Below are 25,723 nucleotides of genomic sequence, written 5' to 3' on the forward strand. Positions count from 1 at the left end.
ACAATGATTCTGGACCCCAGTGGCCGCGGACCGAGCGCAAAGCAGTTGACCCTCGCCGGGCTGGCGGTGCTGACCACGGTCGCGGTTCTGCTGTACCTGCTGGCGCTGCGCTACACCGGCTACTTCGAGGACAAGGTGCCGGTGACCATCGTGCTCACCAGTACCGGCGACGGCTTGCCGGGCCGGGCGGACGTCAAGTTCCGCGGCATGGTCGTTGGCCGGGTGGCCGCGGTGGACGTGGTGGCCCGTGGCGCCCGGCAGCAGGCGAGCGTGGATCTGAAGCCCGGTGTGGCCGAGACCATTCCGGTGAATGTGACCGCCCGGGTGATTCCGAACAATCTGTTCGGCGTCACGGCGATCGAACTCGTCGACAACGGGCCGGAACCGAAGACGCTGCGCGCCGGTGCGACCATTCCGGAGGACACCGGCAGCGAGACGGTGGCGTTGCAGACCACGTTGAACGTGCTGCGCAACGTGCTCGACAACATCCAGCCCGAGAAGCTCGGCCGCGTGCTGGCCACCCTCTCGGCGGCGCTGGATCCCTCGGCGCGCGTACCCGGCTCGACGATAGAGCGCCTGGACAACTGGCTGACCGAGATCAGGGCGACCCCTGGCGTCGACGCGCTGTTCGGGGATCTCGGGCGAGCGTCGATCGCATTGAGCCAGTCGGCTCCCGAACTGGTCGGGGTGCTGTCGGAGTCGGTGACCACCGCGCGGACGCTGGCCGAACGGCGAGCGAAACTCATCGACCTGCTGGCCACCGGAAACGCGACGGTCGAAACGGTCAATGCGCTGTTCGCGCGTAATCCCGACGCGGGCAAGTTCCTCGTCGCCGGACTGGACGATCTGTTCGGTGGTCTGGCCAAGGATCCGGAAGCCATTCCCTACACCGCCGCGAACCTCAACGTGGCACTGCAACGGCTGGCCACCACGTTCCACTTCGGCCCGGCCAGACAGATGGTGTGGAAGATGGATGTCTCGTTCACGCCCTTCCAGCAGTACACGGCGAAGGACTGCCCGCACTACGGCGACCAGTACGGTCCCCGCTGCGGCGGAGCCTCCGTCCCGGAGGTGGCGCCGGAGCAGAACTACCCGCCGCAATTGATACCGAAGTGGCTCGATGCGGCAGGGCCCGCACCGGTACCGGCCGCGCCCGCACCACTGGGTGCCATGGGGCTGGTGCTTCCGAGCCTGCCCGCGATTCCCGGTCTTCCCTTCATTCCGGGTCTGCCGTCCATTCCGGGTCTCTCGCCGATGCCGAGTGCCGTCGCACCGCCGGAGCCCGGCACGCAGGATCCCGGCACCACCGCGAAGCCGATCGCGCTGCGCGGATCCGATGCCGTGGCGGCGATCGTCGGAGCACGGCCGACCGTGGCGCAGTACCTGCTGCTGAGTCCGGTGCTGGCCGGCGGATCGGTCTCCGTAGCCGCCGACGACGAAGGGGCGGGTAAATGAAATCAGCCAAGGCCCTCGCGGGATTCAGTGTGTTCGCGGTGGTCGCCGTCGCGCTCACCTTCACCATCTGGTCCACCTTGCAGCGGTCGGTCGACGGCGACACCCATCGCTATTCGGCGATCTTCTCCGATGTGCTGGGGCTGCGCGTCGGCGACGACGTACGCATGGCAGGCGTGCGGGTCGGCCGCGTGGACAAGATCGATTTCACCGACGGCTACCGCGCCCAGGTCGACTTCCGGATCGATGAACGCCAGCATCTCACCACCACGACCAAGGCGCTGGTGCGCTACCAGAACCTGATCGGGCAGCGCTATATCGCCCTGGCGCCGGGCAAGGAGGCGGGCACCGTGGTCGCGCCGGGGACCCGGATTCCCCTGGAGCGAACCGAGCCGTCGTTCGACGTGTCCGCGCTCCTGTCCGGATTCGAACCGCTGTTCAGCGTGCTGCAACCGGACCAGGTCAACTCCCTGTCCGAAACGTTGATCCAGGCCCTCCAGGGCAATCAGGTGTCCCTCGGCAACCTGATCGTGCAGGCATCCCAGCTCGCGGGCACCTTCGGGCAGCGCGACAAGATCCTGGGGGAGGTCCTGGGCAATCTGAGCTCGGTGATCGGTGGTCTCGCGCATCGCAGCGGCGAGCTCGAGACCCTGCTCACGCAGGCCAGGGCGCTGGTGGAGGCCCTCTACTCGCAAGGAGAGAGTCTCAAGCACTCGGTCGACCGGGTAGCCGACACGACCGACGCCCTGACCGGGCTGATCATGCAGGTCAAGCCCGGCCTGGCGAAGGCGCAGAACGACGCCACGACGGGTGTCGCGTTGCTGCTGCTCAACGGCGCCTCGCTGGATCGCGCCGCGGTCGAACTGCCCGCCGTCCTCAACGGCGTCGCCCGCTTCACCAGCAACGGCGCCTACGGAAACGCCTACCTGTGCAGCCTGGACGTGTCTCTGTGGGGTGTGCTGTTGCCTCCCGGACTGTTCTCCCAGGTGGGCGGCAACTCGCATTCGGAGGTGTGCCGATGATCAAAAGCATTCCAGCGCCGGGATTCCTGCGGAATCGATATCTGCGGCTCGGCCTGATCGCGGCGGCCACGGTGGCGGCGCTGCTGATCGGATCGAGTGTCTTGACTCAGGCCCGGCTGGGAGACAAGACCGTCCACGTCGAATTCGCCCAGGCCGCCGGTCTCCGTCCCGGCGCGACGGTCGACGTATCCGGAATCGAGGTCGGCCAGGTGCACTCCGTTCGCCTCGAGGGCACCAAGGTCCTGGTGGATCTGAAGATCCGCCGCGATCTTCGCTTGGGGCCGGACGCGCGCGCGGCCATCAAGATGTCGACGATCCTCGGCCGGTTGCATGTGGACCTGGTGCCGGGCGATGGAAAAGGACTTCCCGGCAACCGCATTCGGATCGAGAACACCTCGGTGCCCTACAACCTGAGCAAGGTCATCCAGGACCCGAAATACAAGAACTCGTTCGAGCGCATCGAGCGCATCGATCCGCAGAAGCTCCGTCAGGCGCTGGATCTGGTCGATCAGCAGATGGGGGAAACCCCGCAGCTGGCCGTGCAGGCGCTCGACAGTATCGGTGCGCTCGCCAAGGTCGTCACCGATCGCAGGGACGAGGTGGATTCCCTGCTGAAGAGCATGGACCAGGTGTCCCAGCTCGTCTCCGACAACCAGAACAGCGTGCTGCTGTTGCTCACCCGCGGAGAAGCGATCGGCAATGCCGTGCGGCAACGGCAGGATCTGCTGAGGCAATTGCTCGACAATGTCGCGGCGCTGTCGAGATTGCTGCAGCAGATGGGTCTGGAGAACAACGGGCAGCTCGCGCCACTGATCCACGATCTGAACACCATGTCGGAGGGCCTGGAGAAGAACCGCGACAACCTGGACCGCCTCTACGAGAACATGCCCATCGCCCTGCGGCAGTTCAACAACGCCGTCGGCAACGGCCCGTACGGCGACGTGTGGGCGCCATGGTTCTTCCCGGACAACTGGCTGTGTTTCGCTCGAGCCGTACAGGGGTGCAACTGATGAGAACACGACGATTCGCCCAGATCGGCGGGCTGATCGTGGCCGCGCTGGTCACCGCGAGTTGCGCGCTGATACCGGACAGCCTGACCTCGCTGCCCAGGCAGTACCTCGGCGAGCACGTGCGCATCAGCGCCGACTTCGAGAATGTCGCCGGGCTCTACGCGGGCAACGAGGTCGCGGTGCTGGGTGTTCCGGTCGGCCGGGTCGACACCGTGGCGGCCAAGGGCAGCTACGTCCAGGTCACCATGAGCTTGGAGAAGGGAACGAAGATCCCGGCCGATGCCATCGCCGCCCTGGTGTCGCCGCAGCTGATCACCAACCGCCATGTCGAGCTCGCGCCCGCCTACGGCGGCGACGGACCGATCCTGGCCGACGGCGCGCACATCCCGCTGGCCAGGACTCGGACACCGGTCGAGCTCGACCGCATCCTGGAGAACTTCGACCAGCTCGGCGCGGCCCTGAAGGGTGACAACGAGAACGGCCCCATGGCAAGCCGGGTCCTGTTCCCGCTCCTGGACGGCAGCGGCGACCGACTGCGCGAGACATTGGACGCACTGTCCTCGGCCTTCGAGGTGACCTTCGCCAACAAGGACCAGATTTCGAACACCATCATCAAACTCAACGAGATCACCCAGATCATCGCCCAGAACGACCAGACCGTGCGCGATTTCAGCGGCCGCCTCACCGAGCTGGTGCAGCTGATGGGTGACCAGGCGCCCGGCCTGCAGGCGGTACTGCAACAGCTGGACCAGTTCGTCACCAACACCGGCAGCCTGGTGGGCGAGAACTCCGATCAGCTCGCCGGTGCGCTGGAGCGATTCACGACGATCACCGAGCAGATGCGCGCCAACGCCCGCGGACTCACCGAGATCGTCGACGTCGGACCACTGCTGTTCGAGAACCTGTCCAACTCCGTCAGCCGGGAGCACCAAGCGCTGCGCCTGCACGCGCTGACCGACAAGGTCCTGCTCGACAACGAAGTCGTGTCGCAGTTCTGCGAGCGGATCCAGATGCGCCTCGACGGCTGCCGTACCGGGAAGATCCAGGACTTCGGGCCCGACTTCGGCCTCACCGCAGCACTTCTGGGGATCACGAAATGATCGGCACGCATGGGCTTCGACGCACCGCGATGGCGGCAGCGCTGGTCGCGACGGTGAGCACGGCGACCGGCTGCACCGTGACGGTGTCCAGTCTGCCGATGCCCAAACCCGGCATCGGCGCCCCGGGCTACACGATTCGCGCGGCATTCCGTGACGCGCTCAACCTGCCCGATCACGCGCACGTGAAGATCGGTGGGACCGACATCGGAGTCGTCACCGCGATCAACACGACCAACTTCATTGCGGAGGTGGAAATGCTGATCAGGGAGGACATCGAACTCCCGCGGGGCACCACCGCCGAACTGCGTCAGGCGACGCCGCTCGGAGACATCTTCGTCGCCATGACATTGCCCGCGGCGGCAGCGGATGGCGCGAATCTGCACGCCGGTGACATCATCGGCACGGAGCACACCTCGGCTGCCGCGTCCGTCGAGCAGCTGATGATGTCGGTCTCGATGCTCATCAACGGCGGGGGCATCAATCAGGCCGCGAAGATCACCTCCGAGATGGATTCGATGTTCGCCGGTCGCGCCACGCAGCTGGCGCACTTGATCAGCGAGATGACCGCCGTCATCGCCGCGCTGAACGAGCGAACCGGAGACATCGACAACACCCTGACCGGCCTCAACGTGCTGACCGGCGAATTGGCCGGACGGAAAGCCGAACTGGGCGCCGCCGCCGACACGTTTCCGGCGTTGTTGGCGCTGTTCGCCGAGAACAACCAGTCCATCGTCGACCTGCTCGACAAAGTGTCGACGACGATGACCGCGCTCGGCGACTTCACCGAGACCACCGGCCCCCAAGCCGTCAGCCTCTTCGACAGCATCCAGCGATTGATGTCGGGTTTCACCCAGATGGGTGACGACCTGAGGGGAACCTTGGACGGCCTGCACACCCTGTACCCGTCGTTGATGGCGAGCCTGGACGGTCCCGCCTTGGCTGTCGCCGCGACGGTGTCCTATCTCAGTGTCGGCGCCTTGACCGATCCCAGCGGAAGCAGGTTGCCCGAGGTCGGCGACGTGCCCGCGTTCATCGGCAGTTTGGCGCAGGTCATCGAGAAGGTGATCGGACGGGTCACCAGTCCTCCGCAACAGCCGCGGCAAGGGGGAGAACGATGAATCCTCCTCTGTGGCAGTGGCTGGTGCGGCACCGCGTCGCGCTCGCCAACCTGGGATTGGTCGTGGTGCTGGTTCTCGGCGCGGTCTACCTCGGCGCGGAAGTCCTGCGGATCAATCCCCTGCCGAGCAACTACGCGGTGACGGTGGAACTCCAGTCGTCGGGCGGATTGTCGGCAGGCAACGACGTCACCTTCCGCGGCACCAGAGTGGGAAAGGTGCGCGAGGTGAAAGTCGCGGGCAGCGGCGTCGCGGCCGTCGCCGAGATCGACTCCTCGGCGAAGATCCCGGTGGGCGGCACGGTCGCCGTCGGCCGGTTGTCGGCGGCGGGCGAGCAGTACCTGGACTTCCGCCCGGACTCCGATACCGGTCCTTACCTCACCGACGGGGCGTTGGTGGAACGCTCCCAGACCACCGTCCCGGTGACGGTGCAGTCGGTGCTCACCAACCTCAGCGGCTTCATCGGCGGCATGAACCCGGACCGGCTGACCATCATCGTCGACGAACTCGACAAGGCCTTGGCAGGCGGTCCCGACCAACTGCGGAACATGGTGTCGGGCATCAGCCGTGCCATGGCCGGGTTGACCGAACTGCTTCCGCAGACACGGCAATTGATCGAGAACCTCGAGGTGATCGCGGAGACGACCTCGCATGCGCAGCCGGACCTCGCGACACTCACGCGCACGGGCGGTGTGCTGTTCGAGCAGCTGACCGCGGCCGACCGAGAGGTGCGTCACCTCCTGGACGAAGGGCCGGTCCAGCTCCGTACCCTCGGCGGTTTCGTCTCCCGCACCCAGGACCCCCTCACCGACCTGGTCACGAACTTCGTCGCGATCACCAAGGCCGCCAAGCTGCGCGCACCGGCCATCTCGGCCCTGTTCCCGGCGCTGCGGGTCGGCTCGGAGGCGCTGGGCATACCCGCCCACGACAACGCCTTCTACACGCTGGTCGACATCTGGCCGCGCCCCACCTGCGAGTACGACACCATTCCCGTCGTGCCCACGGACAAGATGTCCGACACCCGGATCCGGCTCTACAACTACTGCGTCACCAGCGATCCCGCCCTGCAGGTACGCGGTTCGGCGAATGCGCCACGTCCCGACATCCCGGACAACGGGTCGACCCGACCGCCCGGCGTCACCGGCGACGAGCTGTCGCGCCCCGTCCCCGGCAACTAGGAGATCCCGATGAAGAGTGAAGACGCCGAGCCGACCGCCGAAGCCGAGTCGCGCGCGAGCCGATCGGAGGAGCGCGATGCCGAGCCGGTGAAAGCCGGCTCCGAGGACACGACCGCTGAGCGGGTGGACGGCGGCACGGAATCCGAAACGGGCGCCGCGGCGTCCGCCGGTCGTTGGAATCGACTGCGCCGTCTGCCGATCGGGCGTCCGGGGTCGATCGCGCTGCGCTCGGCTGCCGCGATCCTCGTGGGAGTGTCGGTGGCCTGCGCCTGCTATTGGTACATCCAGAACGACAACAGCGAGGACCTGCTGGCGGCGCAGGAGGACGCGCGCGCCGCGGCCTGCCGTTACGCGCCCGTCCTGGCCAACTACGACTCGAAGAACCTCGACGCCTACTTCGCCGCTGTCGGTGACGGCGCCACCGGTGACTGGAAGAAACAGTTCGAGTCCACCAGCGCCGAACTACGTGAGGTTCTCGGCCAAGGCCAGGTCACCTCGGCCACGCGCGACGTGCAGTGCGCGATCCGCGCCGGTGACGAGCACTCCGCGGAAGCGATCGTGATCATCGGCCAGACCATCACCAGTCTGGGCACCAAGGGCAAGCCCGCCCCGGGACAGCTCTCGATGGTGATGCGCCTGGAGAAGGTCGGCGACCGGTGGTTGGTGAACAAGGTCAACTCGCCGTTGGCCTTGCCGCCGCAGCCCTGACCGCGGGGCCGGGCTCGGGTGGAACCCGGCTTCGCGATGTGACCGCAGAGGTGAACCGGACCGTTGCCCGATCCGTTCACAACAAGAACAATCAACCACATCTACTCGTAGAGCTTCGGACAAATAGCTGTACAAGCTGGTGGTTTACTGTTGATACTTGCCACCAAATCGGTAGAATGATCAGTAACATAAATGCTAGGTCCGGTGTTCGGCTGGGGTCGGTGCGACTGATTCACCTGGTCGCGCGACGTGTGAACGCAGATGGAAGGACATCCCGATGACCGCAGTGGCTCCTCGATCCGATCGCGACTACGGTGTGCCGCTGACCAAGGATCGCACCCGGATCGGTATCAGCGTCACGCATCAACCGTTCACCAAGCGGCCCCTCGCGCTCACCGACGCTCTGGACTTCTGGTCCTTCGCAGGCGCCGCGGCGAACGTCGTCATGCAGATGGCCCGGCCGGGTGTGGGTTACGGTGTGGCCGAGAGCAAAGTGGAATCCGGATCGCTGATGAAGCATCCGTGGAAACGCGCGCGTACGACGACGCAATATCTCGCCGTCGCCATCCTCGGCACCGACGAGGAGCGTAAGGCCTATCGCGAAGCGGTGAATGTGGCGCACCGGCAAGTGCGATCGGCGCCGGGAGCGCCGGTCAAGTACAACGCCTTCGACCGCAACCTCCAATTGTGGGTGGCCGCTTGTCTTTACATCGGCTTCGAGGACACCTACCAGCTGTTGCACGGAAGAATGAACGACGAGCAGGCCGAAGCGTTCTATGCCTCATCCTCGACCCTGGGCACCACCCTGCAGGTGACGGAGGACATGTGGCCCGCCACCAGAGCCGAATTCGACGAATATTGGAACACCGCGTGCGAGCAGGTCGTGCTGGACGACTATGTCCGGGACTACCTCGGGAACTTGCTCGAGCTGCGCATGATCCACTGGTATCTACGGCTGCCTTTCCGCAACCTGCTCCGGTTTCTCACCATCGGATTCCTGGCCCCGATCTTCCGGGAACAACTGCGGGTGGAATGGACCGCCGCCGACCAGCGGCGCTTCGAGAACTTGTTCGTGTTCGTGTCCTTCGTCAACCGCTTCATTCCGCGCTTCCTCCGCCACGGCGGATCGCACGGGCTGATGGTCGACCTGCGACGGCGCATCCGCAAGCAGAAGAACCTCATCTGAGGCCGGGGAGCTAAACCATTCGGCCGCTGCGGGACTCGGATTTGGCGATATCGCGTGCTACCCGGTACATTCGTGTGGTCAAGCTACCGAGCGATCGGTGGATAGGCACGAATACCCCCGAGCGAGCCCCGAACCGATGCAGACCGGTGCGGGGCTCGGTTGGTTGACACGGACTGTTGGTTCATACAGGCTTCGGGCAATTCGGGCCTGCGCACGCTTTCGTAGCGGCCTGCTCCGGCGCCGTTGTCCGAGGTCGAAAAATCAGTCCGGCGGTTCTTGCGCCTCATCGGTGGTCAGTTCCGGGGCTATCTCCCGGGTCGCCATTCCACCGTGGCGGTCCTGATCGGTCGGGCCCGGCCTGCCTCCTTTGGGCTCGCCGCTGTTCTGGTCGTCCTTGTCTTTCTCACGTGCCATGGAAAACCCCTTTCCGTGTTGCTTCGATCTACCCGCCCCGGTCAACTTCAATCGGGCGGGGTGGTTATGACCGGCGCGATCATGTCGGCGGTGGTCTCGGATCGGGCGTTCATGCACGGTGAGCAGCACGTGGTCGAAGCGGGTACGCGTCTGCACCCCGGCGCCACCGAAGTCGATCAGCGCGGCAACCAGCTGCTCGGCCACCACGCGCAATTTCGTATTCGTCTCCTGCGAGCGCCAGGTCAGCACGCGGAACGCCTGATCGGCCGAGATCCCGTACACCAGCATCAGGGCGCCCTTGGCCTGCTCGATCACTTCACGAGCGGCCACCATTTCCGGCAGGGTCTCGTCGATGACTTCCTGGCGTTCCTCGTCGACGGTGTCGGTGACATCGATATAGAACCCGGCCGTACCGACCACCGCACCGGTGGAATCACGCATCTGATCTCCCACCACCAGCACGTGGTGCACGATTCCCGCGGTATCGATGATGCGGTGGCGGCCGCTGAACGGCAGCCCGGTTTGCACCGCTGTCGCCAGGGTGTCGGCGACCTCGGCTCGATCGTCGGGATGTTTGTGGGCCAAGAGCAATTCCGTGGTCGGGGTCACCTCACCCGGCGCGTAACCATGTAGGGCCGCGACCTCGTCCGACCAAGTCCAGCGTTGATCGGCGAACCAGAATTGGAAACTGCCCGTTCTCTTCGAGATCGGGACCGTCGGCGCCGGTCCCGATGGCGCGTTGTTCGTCACCGAATCGGTTTTCCCCGGTGCGGAATCGGTATGCGCCACAACCGGCACGGCAGCGCGTGAACCGTCTCACGAGCCACACTCGCGCGTCGATCACGCGCATTCGGCGTGACGCTCGTCGCGGAATCATCGTGCAGCCGTGCCGATTCGAATGCGCCTGCGCTCACCACGGCGCTCTTGGTGTCGCGGCGGGAGGGATCTGTTCGATCTGCCCCGGCGCAACAACGGTGTGAGGATCATCGCGACGGGGCGCCGTCAGCGGGAGCTTCAGCGCCGGTAACGCGGGTATCCGCCGCTCTGTGGTGGATTCTTTGCGACGGGCGGTCAGCACGCGCCTGCTGTTCTTCTTCATCCTCGGTGACATCCTGGGTGCGGGCGTCTACGTGCTGGTCGGGGCCATCGCACGGGAGTCCGGAGGTGCGATCTGGTTGCCGCTGCTGGTGGCGCTCGGTCTCGCCTGCCTCACCGCCGGTTCGTACGCCGAGTTGGCGACCAAGTATCCGAAGGCGGGCGGCTCGGCCCATTACGCGGGCCGTGCGCTCGGGCCTGCGGCCGGGTCGCTCGTCGGGTTCTGCATGCTCGCGGCGGGCGTCGTGTCGGTGGCGGCGCTGAGCAGGGCGTTCGCCGCGGATTATTTGCGCGCCTTGGTGAGTCTGCCCACCGCGCTCGTCGTGGTGGTGTTCCTCACCGGGTTGGCACTGCTCAACGTCTCCGGGATCAAACAGTCGCTGGGCGCCAACGTCGCCGCCACGTTGGTCGAACTCGGCGGGCTCGTGCTGGTCATCGGGCTCGGCGCGTGGGTGATGGTTCGGGGGGACGCCGATCCGGGCCGGCTCACCGAGGTGGGGACAGCGGAGCAGGGGGTTGTCGGCGCGACTCTCGCGGGTGCCGTCCTGGCCTTCTACTCGTTCGTCGGGTTCGAGACCTCGGTGAATCTGGCGGAGGAAGTCGCCGACCCGCGCAGGTCCTATCCACGCGCGCTCTTCGGCGCGTTGCTCACCGCCGGTGGCGTGTACTTGCTGATCGGGGTGGTGGCCGGTGCCGCGGTGCCCACCGACCGGCTGGCGAACTCGAGCGGTCCGCTGCTCGAGGTGGTGCGCCTGGCCGGAGGCGTACCGGACAAGGTGTTCGCGGTGGTCGCGTTGGTGGCCGTGGCGAACGGCGCCCTGCTGACCGGCATAATGTCCTCGCGATTGGCCTATGGCATGGCTCGCGAGGGCCTGCTTCCGCGGGCGCTGGGCCGGATCCTGCCGGGCCGCCGGACGCCGTGGGTGGCGATCGGCGTCACGGCGGCGGTATCGTTGCTGCTCGCGCTGACCGGGGAGGTGGCCTCGCTCGCGGAGACGCTGGTGTTGTTGCTGCTCGTCGTTTTCGCGGCGGTCAATGTGTCCGTGCTGATCCTGCGGCGCGAGGGCGACGAAGCGGAGCACTTCCGGGTGCCCGTCGTCGTGCCTTGCCTCGGGCTGGCCTCCTGTCTGTTCCTGTTCACCCGGATCGACGGTGAGGTGTGGTTACGGGGTGGCCTCCTGATCGGTATCGGCGTGCTGTTCGCGGCCGTGAACGCGATTCGGGCCCGCCGCTCCGAACCGAACGGTCGTGAGGCCTTCCCGGCCCGGCGCGGGGCATGATGATTCGCGGCGACATGACCATGTCCTTGCACGCACCATGAGCCCGGTGGTACACAAAATCTGTGAGTACCTAGGTAGATTTTCTTACGATCACAATCGGTGGCCAGGCGTCGGGCCTGGACGCCATCGCCACGGCGCCATGGGCGCCGATCGCAGTACGGAGATCGGATCGGCAATCCCCACCCGCACCCATCCCGGAGGTTCCCACGCATGACCTATCCAGCGCACGGCGGCTCCTTGCTCGGCAGCAGAGTCCACGGATACACCCCACGTCGGGACAACCCGTTCCCGGCGGCGCATCGCGTCCTCGCCGTACCGGACCGTCCCAGCGAATGGCAGCCGGGAATGCTCTGGTGGGATGCGAGCACAGTGCGGGTGACCTACCCGCGGCCGGAGGCATCCGGACACTGGAATACCGTGCCGCACCTGGTGTTACCGGTCGAAAACGGACGCCTGGCCTTCCGGATCTCCTCGCATTCGATTGAGGCCGGGCACCTGGCACGCGACCGCCGGGTCATCGTGCAGGCGGGTGACTGGCACGGCGAGCCGGCTCTCGGGTCGCGCCAGCACCAAGGTATGGCCGAAATGCTGCGGACCGGACCGCTGGTGGACCAGGTGCGGACCGGCATGGACACCAAATACGGAAGACGGGTCGGCTTGGCGCGCCTCGCGCACAGACTGGCCATGGGCGCGGCTCCCTATGGAGACATCGTGGTCGTGGTCACGCTGCGCGAGAACCGGCTCCCCGGTCTGTGACAGCGCTCGAACCCGCCGTGGCATCGCGGGATATCGGGCTCGCGAGGACTCCGCGGCCCGGGAATCCCGGGAGACCGGCGCCGGTCGGTCCATAGCCCGGTCCGCGGCGCGCGGCGGCGGATTCCCGTCGGACTGGACACGTGCACGGAGTCCTGTCCATACGATGGGGTCGTCGTGCCGCGGAAGGCGTGGCGCGCCGATGACCGACGGAGGTCGAAGTGAAGGTCCATCTACAGGTCACCGGAGCGCCACGGCAGGTCGCGACCGACGCGCGGGAGCTGGCCGAGACCGGGGCCGACGGCCTGTTCACCTTCGAGGGCCCACACGACGTGTTCTTCCCCCTCGTCGTCGCGGCCGGCGCGACGTCGCTGGAATTGATGACGAACGTGGCGATCGCCGGGCCGCGCAGCCCGATGCACCTGGCGCACGCGGCCTACGACCTGCAGGTCTACAGTGAGGGGCGGTTCCGGCTGGGGTTGGGCTCACAGATCCGCGCCCACATCGAAAAGCGCTACGGCAGCACGTGGGGCGCGCCCGCGGAACGTACCGCGGAGAGCGTGGCGGCGGTGCGGGCCATCTTCGCCGCGTGGGAAGGCCGGGCGCCGTTGAACTTCCGCGGCAAGTACTACACGCACACTTTGCTGCCGCCCACGTTCGATCCCGGACCGAACCCCTTCGGTCCTCCGCCGGTGCTGATGGGCGCGCTCGGACCGGTGATGACCCGCAAGGCCGCCGAGGTCGCCGACGGACTGCTGGTGATGCCGTTCAACAGCGAACGTCACTTCACCGAGCGCACCCTGCCCGCCGTCGCCGATGGCCTGCGCCGGTCCGGCCGGACCTCGGACGGGTTCCCGGTGATCGCGCAGGTGATGGTCGCACTCGGACGCACGGAGGAAGCGCTGACCGCCGCGATGGGCGGGGTGGGCTCCCTGATCGCGTTCTACGGGTCCACCCCCGCCTATCGTCCCGTGCTCGAGGTCGAGGGCTGGGAACAATTGCACTCCACGCTCAACGCACTGTCCAAGACAGGCGGTTTCGCCGAGATGCGGGCGCTGGTGACCGACGAGATGGTGCGCACGATCGGGGTGGCGGGCACACCGGAAGAGTGCGCCGCGCAGATCCGCACCCGCTTCGGCGCCGAAATCGAGGAGGTGTGCTGCTATTTCCCGGGATACGCGCCGAACGCGGCGGATGTGGCCGATCTGGTCGAAGCCTTGCACGACCGGAAGGACTGACGCGCGCCGTTAGGGTCGAGGAGCGAAGTTAGCAACACCGGACCATCGCGGTCACCCGTTCGGCGCACGGTGCGCGAAAGCGTGGTGAGCCGGGCGCCGGGTCGCTTTGACTGCACAGATGCCTGTTCCACCCCATGCTCGCGGCTACGAAGACTTCGGCGGCTCGGTCGGTCGCACCGCTACCGATTCGACGCCGGATTGGCGCTATCCGCCCACCGCCCCCGAGGGCGCTCCGAACATCGTCGTGGTGCTGATCGATGACATGGGATACAGCGATATCGGCCCGTTCGGCTCCGAGATCGAGACGCCGACGCTGGACCGGTTGGCGGCGAACGGTCTTCGGTTGACCAACTACCACACCACCCCGCTGTGCTCGCCGTCGCGCGCGTCGCTGCTCACCGGCATCAACGCCCACCGCGCCGGGTTCGGCTTCGTCGCCAACGCCGACCCCGGCTACCCGGGTCTTCGCCTGGAGCTGGCGGACGATGTACTGACGCTGCCGGAGATCCTGCGCAGCAACGGCTACGCCACCTACGCGGTCGGCAAATGGCACCTGGTGCGCGACGCCACGATGAATCCCGCCGCCCACCGGGATTCCTGGCCGACGCAGCGCGGCTTCGACCGGTACTACGGCTCGCTCGAGGGACTCAACTCCTTCTACTACCCGAATCAGTTGGTCTCGGACTCCTCGGTCGTCGATATCGAGGAGTACCCGAAGGGGTATTACCTCACCGACGATCTGACCGACAAGGCCATCGCCTACATCAAGGACCTGCGCGCGCACGACGCCGCCAAACCGTTCTTCCTGTACTTCGCCCACGTCGCCATGCATGGTCCGCTGCAGGCCAAGCCCGCGGATCTGGCCAAATATCGCGGCCGCTACGCGAAGGGATGGGACGAACTACGCCGGAGCCGGTTCGCCGCGCAACTCGCCCAGGGCCTCTTCCCCGCCGGGACGCAGCAGAAACCGCGCAATACCGAACCGGGATACGAGGCGGCGGAGTGGGATTCGCTGACTCCCGCGCAGCAGCGGCGATTCGCCCGGTACATGGAGGTGTACGCGGGCATGGTCGACAGCATCGATCAGAGCCTCGGGCGCATCGTCGGCACGCTCGAGGAACTCGGCGAACTCGACAACACCATCGTGGTCTTCACCTCGGACAACGGCGGCACCGCCGAGGGCGGGCCGGAGGGCACCCGCACCTACTTCGCGGAGTTCGCCCACATCACCGATCCGGACTGGGTCGGCGACGTGCCGCACGATGAGGAACTGATCGGCACCGCGAAGCTGGGCGTCCACTACCCGCGCGGATGGGGGCAGGCGTCCAATACGCCGTTCCGCTTCTACAAGGGCCAGACCTTCGCGGGCGGCGTGCGCGTGCCATTCCTGATCTCCTGGCCGAAAGGACTGCCGCGCGACGACGACGACAACGGTATCCGGCACGAGTACACCTACGTCACCGACCTCGCGCCGACATTGCTGGAGCTGGCCGGGTTGCGGCGGCCCAGCGTGCGCAACGGTCTGCCCGCGAAACAGTTCGACGGCGTATCGGCCGTGGCGACGCTGCGTGACCCACGGGCGGTGTCCGGACACACCGAGCAGTACTCGGAGATGGTCGGGAACCGCGGGTTCTACCGGGACGGGTGGAAACTGCTGTCGCTGTACGAGCCGGGAACCGATATCGACGAGCCGGAGTGGCAGCTGTTCGACGTCCGCACCGATCCGACGGAACTGCACGATCTGTCCGGGCGATTCCCGGAGAAGGTCGCGGAGCTGGCCGCCGCATGGGACGAATCCGCCTGGGCGAACACGGTGTTCCCGCTGGTCACGCGCCAGGATCTGGCCCGGCGGCGGCCGGAGGAGGAGAGCTTCTCGGCCCCCGTCCGGCTGCTGCCGGGCACGCCGACCCTGGAACGGTATCGCGCACAGCGACTGATCGCCTATCGAGACTTCGTCATCGACGCGGAACTCGCCGGCTACGCGTCCGGTGACGAAGGCGTTCTCGTCGCGCACGGTGATCCGCTGGGCGGTTATGTGCTCTACCTCGAGGACGGCCGGGTGACGTTCGGGCTCAACAGCTACGGCCGCTACGACAGCGTCACCACGCGACCACTTGCCGCCGGGGCGCGGCACATCACCGTGCGCGCCACGGTGCGACCACGGCTGCGGTGGGATTTCACCGTCGAGATCGACGGCGTCCAGGTCGCACGGCTGCTCGATCAGGTCCAGTTGGTCGGCATGTCGCCGTGGACCGGAATCTCCGTCGGCGTCGACGCGCGTGGCCCGGTGGCATGGGATCTGCGCGAACGCCGCGGTACCTTCCGCTACACCGGCGCATTGCGCGCGATCACGTACACCCCGGGGCCGATCCAGGTGCCGCGCCGGACCATCGAAGCGGTCGAGCGGGAGGCGGAGTTCGTCGCCGAGTGAATGCCGGACCGTGCATCCCGGTGCCGGTCGGCGGTCCGCTCGGTCGGCCTTGCCGAACAGGCCCGTTGCACGGGCCAGCCCTCCCGGCCCGGCATCTCGGGCTCGACGCCACCTGAACCCCGGGCTGTCACGACGCGGCACCCGATGCCGCGGCCGCCCGGTACCTCGCGCGAAGGCGATTCGGGAAGGTGGGTGCAGTCGGAGGGGATCGAGCGCACCCACCCTCGCGCCTCGGCGTCGGCTGAGCAGCGGGCACGGCCGACGCGGGCTGCGCCGGGACTGACCGACGGAGACGAATGCGAAAACCCCCGGAAACCCCGACCCGAGACCGACCTTAACGCCGCCGGTCCGGCAATGGTGTGAAAACCGCAATTCGCCGTTCCTGAAACGGATTTCAGGTGACTTCAGGCTGCCTTAAGCCGCTGCCTGCGAAGGTGATCCGCATCTTCGGATCACAACTCGCATAGGAGGTTTCAGGATGAAGGCCACTGTTCGCCGGGCACTGTCCGGTCGGCGCGGACTCCTCGCAGGCGCCGTTGTCGCCGCTGTCCTCGTCGGTGGGCCCGTGGCGCTGTACGCCGCCACCGATGATCAGGGGCCCGGCAGGCACCGCGTCGCCGCCTATCTGTCCGATCACGACTGGGAACTCACCGCGGCTCCCGCGATCGGCAGGCAGCAAGCCGTCGACAAGGCGCTCCAAGCCGTGCCCGGCGGCACCGTGGTCTCCGCCGAACTCGACGCCGAGGGGCCGACGACGGTGTGGGAGGTCGAACTCCGCACGCCCGACGGCATCGAGCACGAGGTGACGATCGACGCGACCAGCGGGGCCGTCCTCGGCACCGTGAAACAGGACTGACGGCAGCACAGCGAAGAACGAGGAGCCCCAGACATGGTTTTGCGCAAGATCGCCACGGCATCGACGCTCGCAGTCGCGATTGCCTGCGTCTCGGCCGGACATGCCGTCGCCGCGGCTCCGGACGCCGGTTCGGAAGTCGTCAACTACACCGCCACCACCTCCGCCGAGGGCGTGGTCGTCCAGATCGACTCGGGCTCCTTGCAGGCCGAGAACGGGGTCTTCGCGATCGAGGCGACCGACGGCACACTACTGGCGGGCACGCCCCTGGAGTTCCGTGTCGACGATTTCGTCTTCCCGATCGCGGCCGACATCAGCGGCCGGACCGCAACGCTCACACCACTGTTCGACCTCGAGCACGCGAAATACCGGCCCGTCGCCCTTCCATTCGAGGACTCGGCACACTGGAGGACGCCGTACGAGCGCGAAGTCGCGGCCTTCACCCGGCTGAAGGACACCATCGCGACGGGTGCCGCGATCGGCACCGTCGTCGGCGGCCTGGGCGGCGGCCTCGTCGGATGTGTGCTCGGTGGCATCGCGGGCGCCACGGTCGCGGCCGCGACGATCGTGGGTATGTTCGGTCCGTTCATTCCGGCCGCCGCCGTCGGCTGCCTCGGCGGCATCCTGGCAGTCGGCGCCCTCGGCACGCTCGCCGGACAACTGTTCATCACCGCGCCCGTCGCCGTCGCCGCCCTCGTCCAGTACTTCACCACGGTCAACCAGCCCTTCGTCCCCCCGGCCAAGTAGGTCTCCGGCTGTACGCACCCTCGAATATCGTGCCGCGCCAGGTCGAACTGCCGGGACCTGGCGCCTCGGGCTGTTTCGCCGCTCGGAGACCGGGCAGCTATGAGATATGAGCACACAACCCGCTGCACCCGGCCCCGAGCACCACGGTGACTGAATGCGATTGCGCCGTAGCCGACCGTATGACGGCGGAGTCGAACGTGTCCGGCGCGGACGCGGGTTCGGCTACCGCACCGCGCAAGGTGAACCCGTCGACGACGCGACACTGGAGCGCATTCGCGGGCTGGTGATCCCGCCGGCCTGGCGGAAGGTGTGGATCTGCCCGCACGAGAACGGGCACATCCAGGCCGTCGGTGTCGATGCGGCGGGCCGGCGCCAGTACCTCTACCACGAGCAGTGGCGCAAAGAGCGCGACGAGGAGAAGTTCGACCGGGTCTTGGCGCTGGCCGGGCGGTTGCCGGAGATCCGCGCACAGGTGGGGGAGGATCTCGCGCTGCGTGGCACGGTCCGGCGGCGGGTCGAGGCGGTGGCCATCGATCTGGTGGATCGCGGAGTGTTCCGGGTCGGGGGCGAGGAGTACGCCGAAGAGAACGGCACCCGGGGTGTCGCGACGCTACTGCGTGAACAGGTCCGGGTATCCGGAGAGCGGATGCTTTTCGATTACGTCGCCAAGGGTGGAATCCGGCGACGAGTGAGTGTCCGGGATCCGTCGCTCGCCAAAGCCGTTCGGTCCCTCCTGCGCAGCGGGTCGGACTCCGACCGGCTGTTGGTGTACCGGGAGGGCGGCCGATACGGCGAATTGCGCGCCGACGACATCAACGCGCGTTTCCGGGAACTCGCCGCGTGCGATTGCAGCGTCAAAGACCTGCGCACCTGGCAGGCCACCGTGCTGGCCGCGGCCGCGTTCGGTTCGATCGACCCCCCGGAGGGCGGCCGGGCGCGCAAACGCGCGGTACGGGAGGTCATGGACGAGGTGGCCGCCGCGCTCGGTAACACGCCCGCGGTGGCCCAGGCGTCCTATGTCGATCCACGGGTCGTGACTGCCTTCGAGAACGGCACGACAGTCGCCGCGGCACTGCGGCGCGCCAACCGCGCCGATTCCGCCGATGCGCAGCGGGCGATCATCGACAGCGCCGTCATTCGCATGCTCCGTCGGATGCGGTGAGACCCCGCGCCCGATCAGCGCTCGTCGAGCGAGGGCAGCACGGTCTCGCGCATGATCAGCAACACGGCCGCGGCGACGGGAATCGCCGGCAGGGCGCCGATGATGCCCAGGAGCGCGCCCCCGAGCAGCACCGCCACCACGGTGACGAGCGTGGGCACGTGCGCCGCGCGGCCGATGATGCGCGGCATCAGAACGTAGTCCTCGACTAGGCAACGCGATGAAGAACACCACGGTCGCCACCACGACCGGCAGGGACACGGTCGCCACGACGAGCGCGACGATCACACCGCCGGGCGCCCACACGTCCCGCGAATCCGTTACCGGCGAACACCGTGCATCTTCGATCCGGCGATCGGCAATGGATCTCTCCCACCCGAGGCATCAGGCGCGATGCGGTGGCGAACTGCCGAAACACAAGCTGCGCAGTCGGTTTCCCCATTTCCTTTCGGCCTCAACCGGCCGAAGCAGCAACATCGTAGCCATCGGCGGCCGATACTGAGGGGGTAGCCCGTCCACACCTCGTGGTGATTCCTACGAGCCGATCTGGTAAGCGACGCTCCGAGAATCGACAGGATCCGGCGATGCCCAAGATCAAGAATTTGAATCCGCTCCCGATGGCAGATATCGGCGGCTCGGATCTCTTCATCCCCTTCCGTATGCCGAGTGGCGAAATCGGATACGTCCTCGGCGACAGCTTCTCCGGCACCGAACCGAGAGTCGGAGGCCCGAATTGGCGTTCGCCGATGCTGTTGCGCAGCGATACGCACGATATGTCCTGGCCGATCGAATTCCGGTCGGCGGCGCGGGACGCCCGGCAACTCTGGGATTACGTGCACGACAATCCGCAATACTCCACGATCCTGCCCTGCGACGCGATAACGATCGGCGGCCGAATCTATCTGTGGGTGATGGTCACCCAGGGATTGGCGAACGAGCGATGGTGCGAGATCCGTTATTCCGACGACAACGCGGAGAGCTGGACCGATACCGGGGTCCGGTGGTCGGCCAGCGCCTACGGCGGCAAACGCACCATGATCTCCTGGGAACGCGGCGGCGACGGCTACGTCTACATCATCTCCACCGGTGGGCTCGCGCGGAACAAGAACATGCTGTTGTGGCGAGTTCGCGAAACCCATGCCACGCTGGTCGACCCGGCGGCCTGGCAGGGCTGGGGCTGGAACGGGCAGGACTGGGGCTGGGGCCGGGATCCGGGCGCCGACCCGCGCTTCGGGATCCTGGCCGACGGCACGAAGCTCGGCGAGATCGGATTACGGCGCATCCAGGGGAATTGGGTGATGTCCGGGTTCGACGCCGGAGCCTACGGCGCGTTCGTCAAGGTCGCCGCGAGGATCACCGACAACTGGCGCACCGCCTTGACCTATCGTCCGGTCAAAGGGTCCTTCTGGGCGCCGGGCGGCCCGGATATCGTGCCACGTCTGTACGGATGCTATGTCCATCCGGACAGCAGATTCGACGGCGCGTTCGGGATGATCGTGAGCGAATGGGCGGAATCCGGTATCCCGTACCGGGGCATGCAATTCCGGATATACGGAGTGCGGCCCGCAGTTCCCATCCAATTTGCGGCGCGCACCGTCAGCCGGGAACTCGGCGGTTCGTCCCGCGCAGCGGATTGGCCACCGGGAACGTGATCGCGGGCAGCGTCACCGACATCCGCACGGTCGTGCCCGATTCCGAATGGTCGATATCGAGTTCCTCGGTGAGCGCGCGCATCATATCGATGCCGCGGCCACGATAGCCGGGATCGGATGCCCGCGGCTTCCAACTGCCGGTGTCGGCGACCACGATGACGACGGTGTCGATGTCGCAGGTGGCCGACATCCGCACCCGACCGGCGTCGTTGTTGTTGCGATAGGCGTGCTCGATGCTGTTGCTGCACGCCTCGTTCGCCGCGGCGACCAGGTCGGCGGCCAGGTCGTGCGGCACTGCCGCGGCGGCCAGCCACCCCTTCAGTGTGCGCCGCAGCACAGCGAGTTCGTCCGCGCGCGCGGGTACGTCCAGCCGCAGCGGCGCGGGCGGCTGGCGGTAGACCACCATGGCGACGTCGTCGTCGTAGCCCGCGGCGGGCCGCAGGCGAGAGAGCACGGCGTCGGCCACCTCACGGGGTAGGCGTCCCGAGGTGTCGGCGAGCACCGCGGCGATCTTGGCGAATCCCTCGTCGATGTCCACGCCGCGCTGTTCGACCAAGCCATCGGTGAACAACACCAAGGTGGAACCGGGCGTCAGCGCCGTGGTGGCCTCCGGCCTGCGCGGCGTATCGAACGTCGCCAGCGGCACCGCGCGCCCGCCTTCCAGCATCCGGCCGGTCTTGCCCACGTCGGCGAGGATCGGTGGCATGTGACCGGCGTTGCTGTAGCGGACCAGTCCGCGCACCGGGTCAAGCACGGCGGCGCACACCGTGGTGCACATGGCGCCGGGGATGCGCGCGGCGACGGTGTCGAGTTCCGCGAGCAACTGCGCCGGTCCCGCGCCGCGCAGCAGCAGCGCACGGGCAGCGGTCCGCAATTGGCCCATCACGACCGCGGCCGACAGGCCACGCCCGACGCAGTCGCCGACCACCACGCCGATGGTGCCGTCGCGCAGCGGCACCACGTCGTACCAGTCGCCGCCGATCTCCAGCGGCGGCAGAGCGGGCTCGTAGTGCACCGAGAACCGCGGCGGCAGATCGATCGGGCCGAGCATGGCGCGCTGCAGGGTCAGCGAGGTTGCGCGGGCCTGGTCGAAGTTGCGCGCCCGCTGGACAGCGAGACTGAGATGGCCGATCAACAGGGAGAACAGCGTCCAGTCCGCGGCGCTGATCGCCCGGGGCGCGGCGAAGCGCAACCACATCGCCGCGTCGCCGGTCTCGCCCAGCGGCGCGACGATGCCCTCGGAACTCGGCGCCCCTTCCGGAATGGCCAGCAGGCTGCGCGGCGGCCTGCGCCTGGCCCGATCCAGCAGTGCGCGCGACCGGTCGTCGAGGGAGGCGGCGCCGTCGTGCGACGCGCCGTCGGCGCCCACCCCGGAGACGTACACCTCCGGTACGGCGTTGCGGCTCGGCCACACGGCCACCACGGCGGTCTCCGCGCCCACCGTCCGGCGCACCTCGTCGAGCCCCACGGCGAGCACCTCGACCACACTGGTGGCCGCGCCGACGGCGGTGGCGAGCCGGGATGCGGCTTGGTCGCGCGCCTGCGCGTCGTGTTCGGCTGTGATGTCGCGCAACGTGCCGACGAAGATCCGCTCGTGGTCCTCCGGCTTGATCAGCGCGCTGGTGCTCACCGCGAGCCACACATTCCGGCCGTCGCGGTGGCGGATCGGGATGACGAAGCGCTGCGCCTCGGTACCGAGGTCGGGGTAGCGCGGACCCTCCGGGCTCGACCACGGATGCGGCAGCGCGTAGGGGAGGCCCGCGGCGCCGTAGCCGGTCAAGGCGCCGAAAGCGGTGTTGACCTCGATGATCGTGCCCTGCGCGTCGGCGACGAAGAAGCCGTCCTGTAGCGATTCCACCAAGGCGGTACGGAACGCGTCGCGTCCGGCGAGATCATCGGCGCGGGAACGCTGCTGCTCGTAGCGGCGGGTGCCGTCGAGGTAGCCGCGGGTGGCGATGTCCAGCGGAACGAGGGTCTGCAAGAGGAATTCCAGCGCGGTCTCCGGCAGGCGGGCCCCGGATTCGCCCCCCTCGGCGGAACTGTCCTTCTGCCGCTGTTGCTCCACGTCCTGGACCACCCGGAAGTGGTTCTCGGTGAGATCGAGCAGGCTGATGCCTTCGACCAGGGCGCGCCTGCCCAGTTCGTACCCCTCGGCGAGGCCGGCTTGGGTTTGCGAATCCATGTGCCGCCGTAGCGCGTCGGCGTAGGCGTCCAGAAAGTCGGCCAGCAGGGCGCTCATCTGGCCGCCCCTGCCGCACCGCGGTGCCGCGCCGCGAGCACCAGCGCGTCGTCGGTGTCTTTGGCGTGCCGGGCGAGCATGTCGGCGGTGATGTCGGCGGTGGACTTGGAAAGGTCGATGTCGGCGGCTTCGGTGACGATGCCGTCGGTGGACATCAGCAGCAGGTCACCGGGGCGGACCGCGACGGTCTGCGGTTGGAGGGTCGCCGGAAGGCGATAGCCGACGATGCCCGCGGTCAGCAGGACGGTCGCGTGCACCCGCAGGCCCGCCGGACCCGCGGTCAGCACCTGGGATTCGACATTGCCGACGCCGAGCCAGCGCACCCTGTCACCCTCGTCGAACAGGGCCAGCGAGATCGCCGCCCCCCGAGTGTCGGCCATCGCTCGGTGGCACAGCACCATCAGCACGTCCAACGGTTCGGCGCGGTTCTCCGACAGCACTCGGGTGGCGCGATCGGCCGCGTCCGCCGCGGCGGCGCCGTGCCCGAGTCCGTCGAGGACCGCGAACAGGACGGTACCGCCGCCGGTGTCGAGGACGACGCCGCGGTCACCGGAGACCTGTTGACCGGGCAGTGCGCGACCGGCCACCGCCCACTCGATCCGGCCGATGAACCCGTCGTCATGCACCGTTCGGTACCCACTTCCACATTTCCACCAGCGTGCCGCGACCCGGCGCCGAATCCACGGTCAGCCGGTCCATCAACCGCCGGGCGCCGGGAAGGCCGAGCCCGAGCCCGCGTCCGGTGGAGTAGCCGTCCTCCAGAGCCCGGGCGATGTCGATGATTCCGGGACCCTGATCCTCGGCCTGCACCACCAGGGCTTGACGTCCCTCCCGGTCGTCGACGAGCAAGCGGATCTCCCCGCTGCCCGCGTAACTGGTGATGTTGCGGGCGATCTCGGAGATCGCCGTGGAGATCATCGTGCGGTCGGTCAGGGTGAATCCGAGCTTTGCTGCCAGTTCGCGTCCGGCTTGACGTGCGGTCACGATGTCCCCGGACACCCTGACCGCGATCACCACGTTCTCAGCGGCCACTGTCACGACCGTCTCGCTGGCGACGGGCTGGGATCTTTCGGTCCAACCAGGCGAGTCCCTCTTCCAGATCGAGGGCGGTGTGCATGTCCTCGAAGGTGAGGCCGAGTTGCACCATGGCGAACGCGACTTCGGGTTGCAGACCGACGATCACCGTTTCGGCGCCGCGCAGCTGCGTCATGTGCGCGATGGTACGCAACGATCTCGCGGCGAACGAATCCATGACGTCGATGGCGGTGACGTCGACGATGATGCCGTGTGCCCGATATTTGCTGACCTGTTTCATCAGGTCGTCCTGCAGGCGCTCGGTATCGGCATCGGTCAGTGCGGACTGAACCGACGCGATGAGGTACGTACCCTGTTTGAGAATCGGAACCGGCATGGGGGCGCCTGATCAGCGGCCGTCGCGTTCGGTAACCCGTTCGGTGACGCGGGAAACCTCGTAGCCCAGCAGCCGTTCCGCTTCTTCGATGCCTCCCTGCAGGTCGCCGACCGCGTTCATCTTCGACAGGTCCAGACCGATGGTGACCAGGGTGAGCGCGATCTCCGAGGACAAACCGGTGATGATCACGTTCGCGCCCATCAGGCCGGACGCGTCGACGGTCTGCACCAAGTGGTTGGCCACGGTGGAGTCGATCTGGGGCACACCGGTGATATCGATGACGACCACTTTCGCCCGGTTGGCGCGAATGGCGCGCAGCAGCTGCTCGGTGAGCTGGCGGGCCCGCTGGCTGTCCAGCACGCCGATGATGGGAAGGATCAGCAGCTGCTCACGCACCTGCAGCACCGGCGTGGACAGCTCGCGGATGGCTTCCTGCTGCTGACGGATGACGCGCTCGCGCTCCTGCACGAAGGACACGGTCACGGTGTTGGCGATGCGGTTGGCGGCCGGTTCGTAAGCGTCGAGCACCTTGTTCAGCAGTTCGAAGTCCGACTGGTACTTCTCGAACAGGCTGCGTGCGAGCACGTCGCGCAGCAGCAGCACGATGCCGATGACCTCGTCGGTCTCGACGCCTCTCGGGATGATGCGTTCGGACAGGTCACGCGCGTAGGCCTGCAGCGCTTCCACGCTACCGGTCTCGAGCACGTCGACGTAGCCGTCGTAGATCGATGTCGCCTCGGAGAAGATCTCCTCCGGGGTCATGGCGGTGAGCAGCTGGGCGTCGGCGATGCGGCGGGCCCACTCTTCACGCAGCGCGGTGCGGTTCTGTCGCAGGTGCTCGACGAGCTGCGGCAGCAATTGATCGATCGGTCCCGCGGTCAGGGAATCCGCCGAAAGGCTCATGGACACCTCGGACATGGAAACTCCTGCCCCTTTCGACGGTTGAGTCGGGAAGTTCGTGCGTTCGGCGCTAGCCGATTCCGAGCCTAGTCATACCCCACCCGAGTCACCCGCGAAACCTGCCGGTTGTTCGCCTGATGTTCGAGCACGGCGGACCTCACGGCACCGTAGCGAACCCGCGTTCCAGCGCTGCGAGCGCCTCGTCCAAATACACCGTGAGGTCGGCGTCCGCGCGGGCGAGCCACGCGTCGAAGGCGGCGCGCGCCGCCGCGAGTGTGGTGCGTCCGACGGCGAGCGGGATGAGCCCGTCCTCCGGTTCGCCCAGTCGCCGAGCGGCGAAGGCGCTGACGGTGCGCTCCCAGGTGTCGTAGTGCGCTCCGGCGGTGGCCGACAGAGCGGGGACGGTGGCCGCCAGATGCATGCGGGTGCGCAGTTCGGGGACGTCCTCGGCGCGGTATTGGTTGGCGCTCACCACGACTCGGCGCACGGCGGTCATCATCGGAACGTCGTCCGGCACCGTCGCGAAGGCGGCGCGCAGCGCCGCGACCTCGTCGTCGAACTGCCACCAGAGCACCTCCGCCTTGGTGGGGAAGTAGCGGAAGAAGGTGCGTCCGCTGATGCCCGCCGCGGCGGCGATCTGTTCGACGGTGGTCTCGTCGAAGCCCTGTTCGGTGAACAGCCGCATGGCGATCACTTCGAGTTCGCGTTTGGTGGTGCCCCGTGGGCGGCCGCGCGCGGCCCGGTTCTCCAGCATCGTCTGATTGTGCTCGGCCGCCTCGA

General features: G+C 67.4%; 24 protein-coding genes and 1 pseudogene. 17 read left to right on the forward strand and 8 right to left on the reverse strand.

Annotated elements, in window-relative coordinates; genetic code table 11:
• The first annotated feature begins 3 nt into the window (after positions 1 to 3).
• The 8 genes from ACZ6DL_RS05690 (at position 4) to ACZ6DL_RS05725 (ending at position 8,771) form a co-directional block, all read left to right on the forward strand.
• Positions 4 to 1,455, forward strand: coding sequence for an MlaD family protein (locus tag ACZ6DL_RS05690; protein ID WP_466049208.1), 1,452 nt, complete (start codon positions 4 to 6; stop codon positions 1,453 to 1,455).
• Entirely contained in the window at positions 1,452 to 2,474 is a 1,023-nt protein-coding gene (locus tag ACZ6DL_RS05695; RefSeq protein WP_466049210.1) for an MlaD family protein, read from the forward strand. The genes ACZ6DL_RS05690 and ACZ6DL_RS05695 overlap by 4 nt, the downstream gene beginning before the upstream one ends.
• Complete coding sequence (locus ACZ6DL_RS05700) at positions 2,471 to 3,484, forward strand: MlaD family protein (RefSeq protein ID WP_466049211.1); 1,014 nt, start codon at positions 2,471 to 2,473, stop codon at positions 3,482 to 3,484. Before ACZ6DL_RS05695 ends, ACZ6DL_RS05700 begins: the two co-directional genes overlap by 4 nt.
• Entirely contained in the window at positions 3,484 to 4,584 is a 1,101-nt protein-coding gene (locus ACZ6DL_RS05705) for an MCE family protein (protein WP_466049213.1), read from the forward strand. The genes ACZ6DL_RS05700 and ACZ6DL_RS05705 overlap by 1 nt, the downstream gene beginning before the upstream one ends.
• Positions 4,581 to 5,702, forward strand: a complete 1,122-nt coding sequence (locus tag ACZ6DL_RS05710; RefSeq protein ID WP_466049214.1) for an MCE family protein — start codon at positions 4,581 to 4,583, stop codon at positions 5,700 to 5,702. The genes ACZ6DL_RS05705 and ACZ6DL_RS05710 overlap by 4 nt, the downstream gene beginning before the upstream one ends.
• Positions 5,699 to 6,877, forward strand: a complete 1,179-nt coding sequence (locus tag ACZ6DL_RS05715; RefSeq protein WP_466049215.1) for an MCE family protein — start codon at positions 5,699 to 5,701, stop codon at positions 6,875 to 6,877. The genes ACZ6DL_RS05710 and ACZ6DL_RS05715 overlap by 4 nt, the downstream gene beginning before the upstream one ends.
• 9 nt (positions 6,878 to 6,886) lie before the next feature.
• Positions 6,887 to 7,585: a hypothetical protein gene (locus tag ACZ6DL_RS05720; RefSeq protein ID WP_466049217.1), complete on the forward strand. Its 699-nt coding sequence runs from the start codon at positions 6,887 to 6,889 to the stop codon at positions 7,583 to 7,585.
• Positions 7,586 to 7,862: 277 nt separating this feature from the next.
• Positions 7,863 to 8,771 (forward strand): oxygenase MpaB family protein, encoded by a 909-nt coding sequence (locus ACZ6DL_RS05725; RefSeq protein WP_466049218.1) that lies wholly within the window; start codon positions 7,863 to 7,865, stop codon positions 8,769 to 8,771.
• Positions 8,772 to 9,032: 261 nt separating this feature from the next.
• Here the strand turns inward: ACZ6DL_RS05725 and ACZ6DL_RS05730 are convergent, their stop codons facing one another.
• Entirely contained in the window at positions 9,033 to 9,983 is a 951-nt protein-coding gene (locus tag ACZ6DL_RS05730; protein ID WP_466049220.1) for a PAS and ANTAR domain-containing protein, read from the reverse strand.
• Between the two features lie 248 nt (positions 9,984 to 10,231).
• On the opposite strand from ACZ6DL_RS05730, the gene ACZ6DL_RS05735 reads away from it, so the two are divergent.
• The 7 genes from ACZ6DL_RS05735 to ACZ6DL_RS05765 all read left to right on the forward strand — a co-directional run bounded on the left by ACZ6DL_RS05735 (position 10,232) and on the right by ACZ6DL_RS05765 (position 18,744).
• Positions 10,232 to 11,560 carry an APC family permease gene (locus ACZ6DL_RS05735; protein ID WP_466049221.1) on the forward strand — a complete coding sequence of 443 codons (1,329 nt, stop codon included), beginning with the start codon at positions 10,232 to 10,234 and terminating at the stop codon, positions 11,558 to 11,560.
• Positions 11,561 to 11,770: 210 nt separating this feature from the next.
• Positions 11,771 to 12,316, forward strand: coding sequence for a hypothetical protein (locus ACZ6DL_RS05740; RefSeq protein WP_396978618.1), 546 nt, complete (start codon positions 11,771 to 11,773; stop codon positions 12,314 to 12,316).
• Between the two features lie 218 nt (positions 12,317 to 12,534).
• Positions 12,535 to 13,551, forward strand: a complete 1,017-nt coding sequence (locus ACZ6DL_RS05745) for a TIGR03617 family F420-dependent LLM class oxidoreductase (RefSeq protein WP_466049223.1) — start codon at positions 12,535 to 12,537, stop codon at positions 13,549 to 13,551.
• 118 nt (positions 13,552 to 13,669) lie between these two features.
• The gene (locus ACZ6DL_RS05750) at positions 13,670 to 15,982 is read left to right on the forward strand and encodes an arylsulfatase (protein ID WP_466049224.1); all 2,313 of its coding nucleotides are present in this window, start codon (positions 13,670 to 13,672) and stop codon (positions 15,980 to 15,982) included.
• 478 nt (positions 15,983 to 16,460) lie between these two features.
• Complete coding sequence (locus ACZ6DL_RS05755; RefSeq protein ID WP_466049225.1) at positions 16,461 to 16,838, forward strand: PepSY domain-containing protein; 378 nt, start codon at positions 16,461 to 16,463, stop codon at positions 16,836 to 16,838.
• 33 nt (positions 16,839 to 16,871) lie between these two features.
• A complete protein-coding gene (locus ACZ6DL_RS05760) occupies positions 16,872 to 17,582 on the forward strand; it encodes a DUF8020 domain-containing protein (RefSeq protein ID WP_466049227.1) in 711 nt (236 codons plus the stop codon).
• A 154-nt stretch (positions 17,583 to 17,736) separates the two neighbouring features.
• Entirely contained in the window at positions 17,737 to 18,744 is a 1,008-nt protein-coding gene (locus ACZ6DL_RS05765; protein WP_466049228.1) for a DNA topoisomerase IB, read from the forward strand.
• Positions 18,745 to 18,758: 14 nt separating this feature from the next.
• On the opposite strand, the pseudogene ACZ6DL_RS05770 reads toward ACZ6DL_RS05765, so the two are convergent.
• A pseudogene (locus ACZ6DL_RS05770) lies at positions 18,759 to 19,032 on the reverse strand (AI-2E family transporter); the annotation flags it as partial.
• On the opposite strand from ACZ6DL_RS05770, the gene ACZ6DL_RS05775 reads away from it, so the two are divergent.
• Both ACZ6DL_RS05775 and ACZ6DL_RS05780 read left to right on the forward strand, forming a co-directional pair.
• Positions 18,962 to 19,243, forward strand: coding sequence for a hypothetical protein (locus ACZ6DL_RS05775; protein WP_466049594.1), 282 nt, complete (start codon positions 18,962 to 18,964; stop codon positions 19,241 to 19,243). The pseudogene ACZ6DL_RS05770 and the gene ACZ6DL_RS05775 sit on opposite strands and share 71 nt — an antisense overlap.
• 82 nt (positions 19,244 to 19,325) lie before the next feature.
• A complete protein-coding gene (locus ACZ6DL_RS05780) occupies positions 19,326 to 20,393 on the forward strand; it encodes a DUF4185 domain-containing protein (protein WP_466049229.1) in 1,068 nt (355 codons plus the stop codon).
• Here ACZ6DL_RS05780 and ACZ6DL_RS05785 read toward each other — a convergent pair.
• The 6 genes from ACZ6DL_RS05785 to mftR all read right to left on the reverse strand — a co-directional run bounded on the left by ACZ6DL_RS05785 (position 20,338) and on the right by mftR (position 25,697).
• On the reverse strand, positions 20,338 to 22,632 hold the full coding sequence (locus ACZ6DL_RS05785) for a SpoIIE family protein phosphatase (RefSeq protein WP_466049231.1): 2,295 nt from the start codon (positions 22,630 to 22,632) through the stop codon (positions 20,338 to 20,340). The genes ACZ6DL_RS05780 and ACZ6DL_RS05785 overlap by 56 nt on opposite strands.
• On the reverse strand, positions 22,629 to 23,258 hold the full coding sequence (locus tag ACZ6DL_RS05790; RefSeq protein WP_466049233.1) for a SpoIIE family protein phosphatase: 630 nt from the start codon (positions 23,256 to 23,258) through the stop codon (positions 22,629 to 22,631). The genes ACZ6DL_RS05785 and ACZ6DL_RS05790 overlap by 4 nt, the downstream gene beginning before the upstream one ends.
• Complete coding sequence (locus tag ACZ6DL_RS05795; protein ID WP_051020806.1) at positions 23,251 to 23,664, reverse strand: ATP-binding protein; 414 nt, start codon at positions 23,662 to 23,664, stop codon at positions 23,251 to 23,253. The genes ACZ6DL_RS05790 and ACZ6DL_RS05795 overlap by 8 nt, the downstream gene beginning before the upstream one ends.
• Positions 23,654 to 24,043, reverse strand: a complete 390-nt coding sequence (locus ACZ6DL_RS05800; RefSeq protein WP_039798459.1) for an STAS domain-containing protein — start codon at positions 24,041 to 24,043, stop codon at positions 23,654 to 23,656. Before ACZ6DL_RS05800 ends, ACZ6DL_RS05795 begins: the two co-directional genes overlap by 11 nt.
• 12 nt (positions 24,044 to 24,055) lie before the next feature.
• Positions 24,056 to 24,961: an STAS domain-containing protein gene (locus ACZ6DL_RS05805; RefSeq protein WP_039798458.1), complete on the reverse strand. Its 906-nt coding sequence runs from the start codon at positions 24,959 to 24,961 to the stop codon at positions 24,056 to 24,058.
• Positions 24,962 to 25,100: 139 nt separating this feature from the next.
• Positions 25,101 to 25,697 (reverse strand): mycofactocin system transcriptional regulator, encoded by a 597-nt coding sequence (mftR, locus tag ACZ6DL_RS05810; RefSeq protein WP_040867243.1) that lies wholly within the window; start codon positions 25,695 to 25,697, stop codon positions 25,101 to 25,103.
• Positions 25,698 to 25,723 lie beyond the last annotated feature (26 nt).

The sequence above is a fragment of the Nocardia sp. NPDC041819 genome, from assembly GCF_055590505.1.

Coding starts and splice junctions, on each gene's coding strand:
- ACZ6DL_RS05690 (WP_466049208.1), top strand. CDS start 4: ATGATTCTGGACCCCAGTGGCCGCGGACCGAGCGCAAAGCAGTTGACC.
- ACZ6DL_RS05695 (WP_466049210.1), top strand. CDS start 1,452: ATGAAATCAGCCAAGGCCCTCGCGGGATTCAGTGTGTTCGCGGTGGTC.
- ACZ6DL_RS05700 (WP_466049211.1), top strand. CDS start 2,471: ATGATCAAAAGCATTCCAGCGCCGGGATTCCTGCGGAATCGATATCTG.
- ACZ6DL_RS05705 (WP_466049213.1), top strand. CDS start 3,484: ATGAGAACACGACGATTCGCCCAGATCGGCGGGCTGATCGTGGCCGCG.
- ACZ6DL_RS05710 (WP_466049214.1), top strand. CDS start 4,581: ATGATCGGCACGCATGGGCTTCGACGCACCGCGATGGCGGCAGCGCTG.
- ACZ6DL_RS05715 (WP_466049215.1), top strand. CDS start 5,699: ATGAATCCTCCTCTGTGGCAGTGGCTGGTGCGGCACCGCGTCGCGCTC.
- ACZ6DL_RS05720 (WP_466049217.1), top strand. CDS start 6,887: ATGAAGAGTGAAGACGCCGAGCCGACCGCCGAAGCCGAGTCGCGCGCG.
- ACZ6DL_RS05725 (WP_466049218.1), top strand. CDS start 7,863: ATGACCGCAGTGGCTCCTCGATCCGATCGCGACTACGGTGTGCCGCTG.
- ACZ6DL_RS05740 (WP_396978618.1), top strand. CDS start 11,771: ATGACCTATCCAGCGCACGGCGGCTCCTTGCTCGGCAGCAGAGTCCAC.
- ACZ6DL_RS05750 (WP_466049224.1), top strand. CDS start 13,670: ATGCCTGTTCCACCCCATGCTCGCGGCTACGAAGACTTCGGCGGCTCG.
- ACZ6DL_RS05755 (WP_466049225.1), top strand. CDS start 16,461: ATGAAGGCCACTGTTCGCCGGGCACTGTCCGGTCGGCGCGGACTCCTC.
- ACZ6DL_RS05760 (WP_466049227.1), top strand. CDS start 16,872: ATGGTTTTGCGCAAGATCGCCACGGCATCGACGCTCGCAGTCGCGATT.
- ACZ6DL_RS05765 (WP_466049228.1), top strand. CDS start 17,737: ATGCGATTGCGCCGTAGCCGACCGTATGACGGCGGAGTCGAACGTGTC.
- ACZ6DL_RS05775 (WP_466049594.1), top strand. CDS start 18,962: ATGAAGAACACCACGGTCGCCACCACGACCGGCAGGGACACGGTCGCC.
- ACZ6DL_RS05780 (WP_466049229.1), top strand. CDS start 19,326: ATGCCCAAGATCAAGAATTTGAATCCGCTCCCGATGGCAGATATCGGC.
- ACZ6DL_RS05785 (WP_466049231.1), bottom strand. CDS start 22,632: ATGAGCGCCCTGCTGGCCGACTTTCTGGACGCCTACGCCGACGCGCTA.
- ACZ6DL_RS05800 (WP_039798459.1), bottom strand. CDS start 24,043: ATGCCGGTTCCGATTCTCAAACAGGGTACGTACCTCATCGCGTCGGTT.
- ACZ6DL_RS05805 (WP_039798458.1), bottom strand. CDS start 24,961: ATGTCCGAGGTGTCCATGAGCCTTTCGGCGGATTCCCTGACCGCGGGA.
- mftR (WP_040867243.1), bottom strand. CDS start 25,697: ATGCTGGAGAACCGGGCCGCGCGCGGCCGCCCACGGGGCACCACCAAA.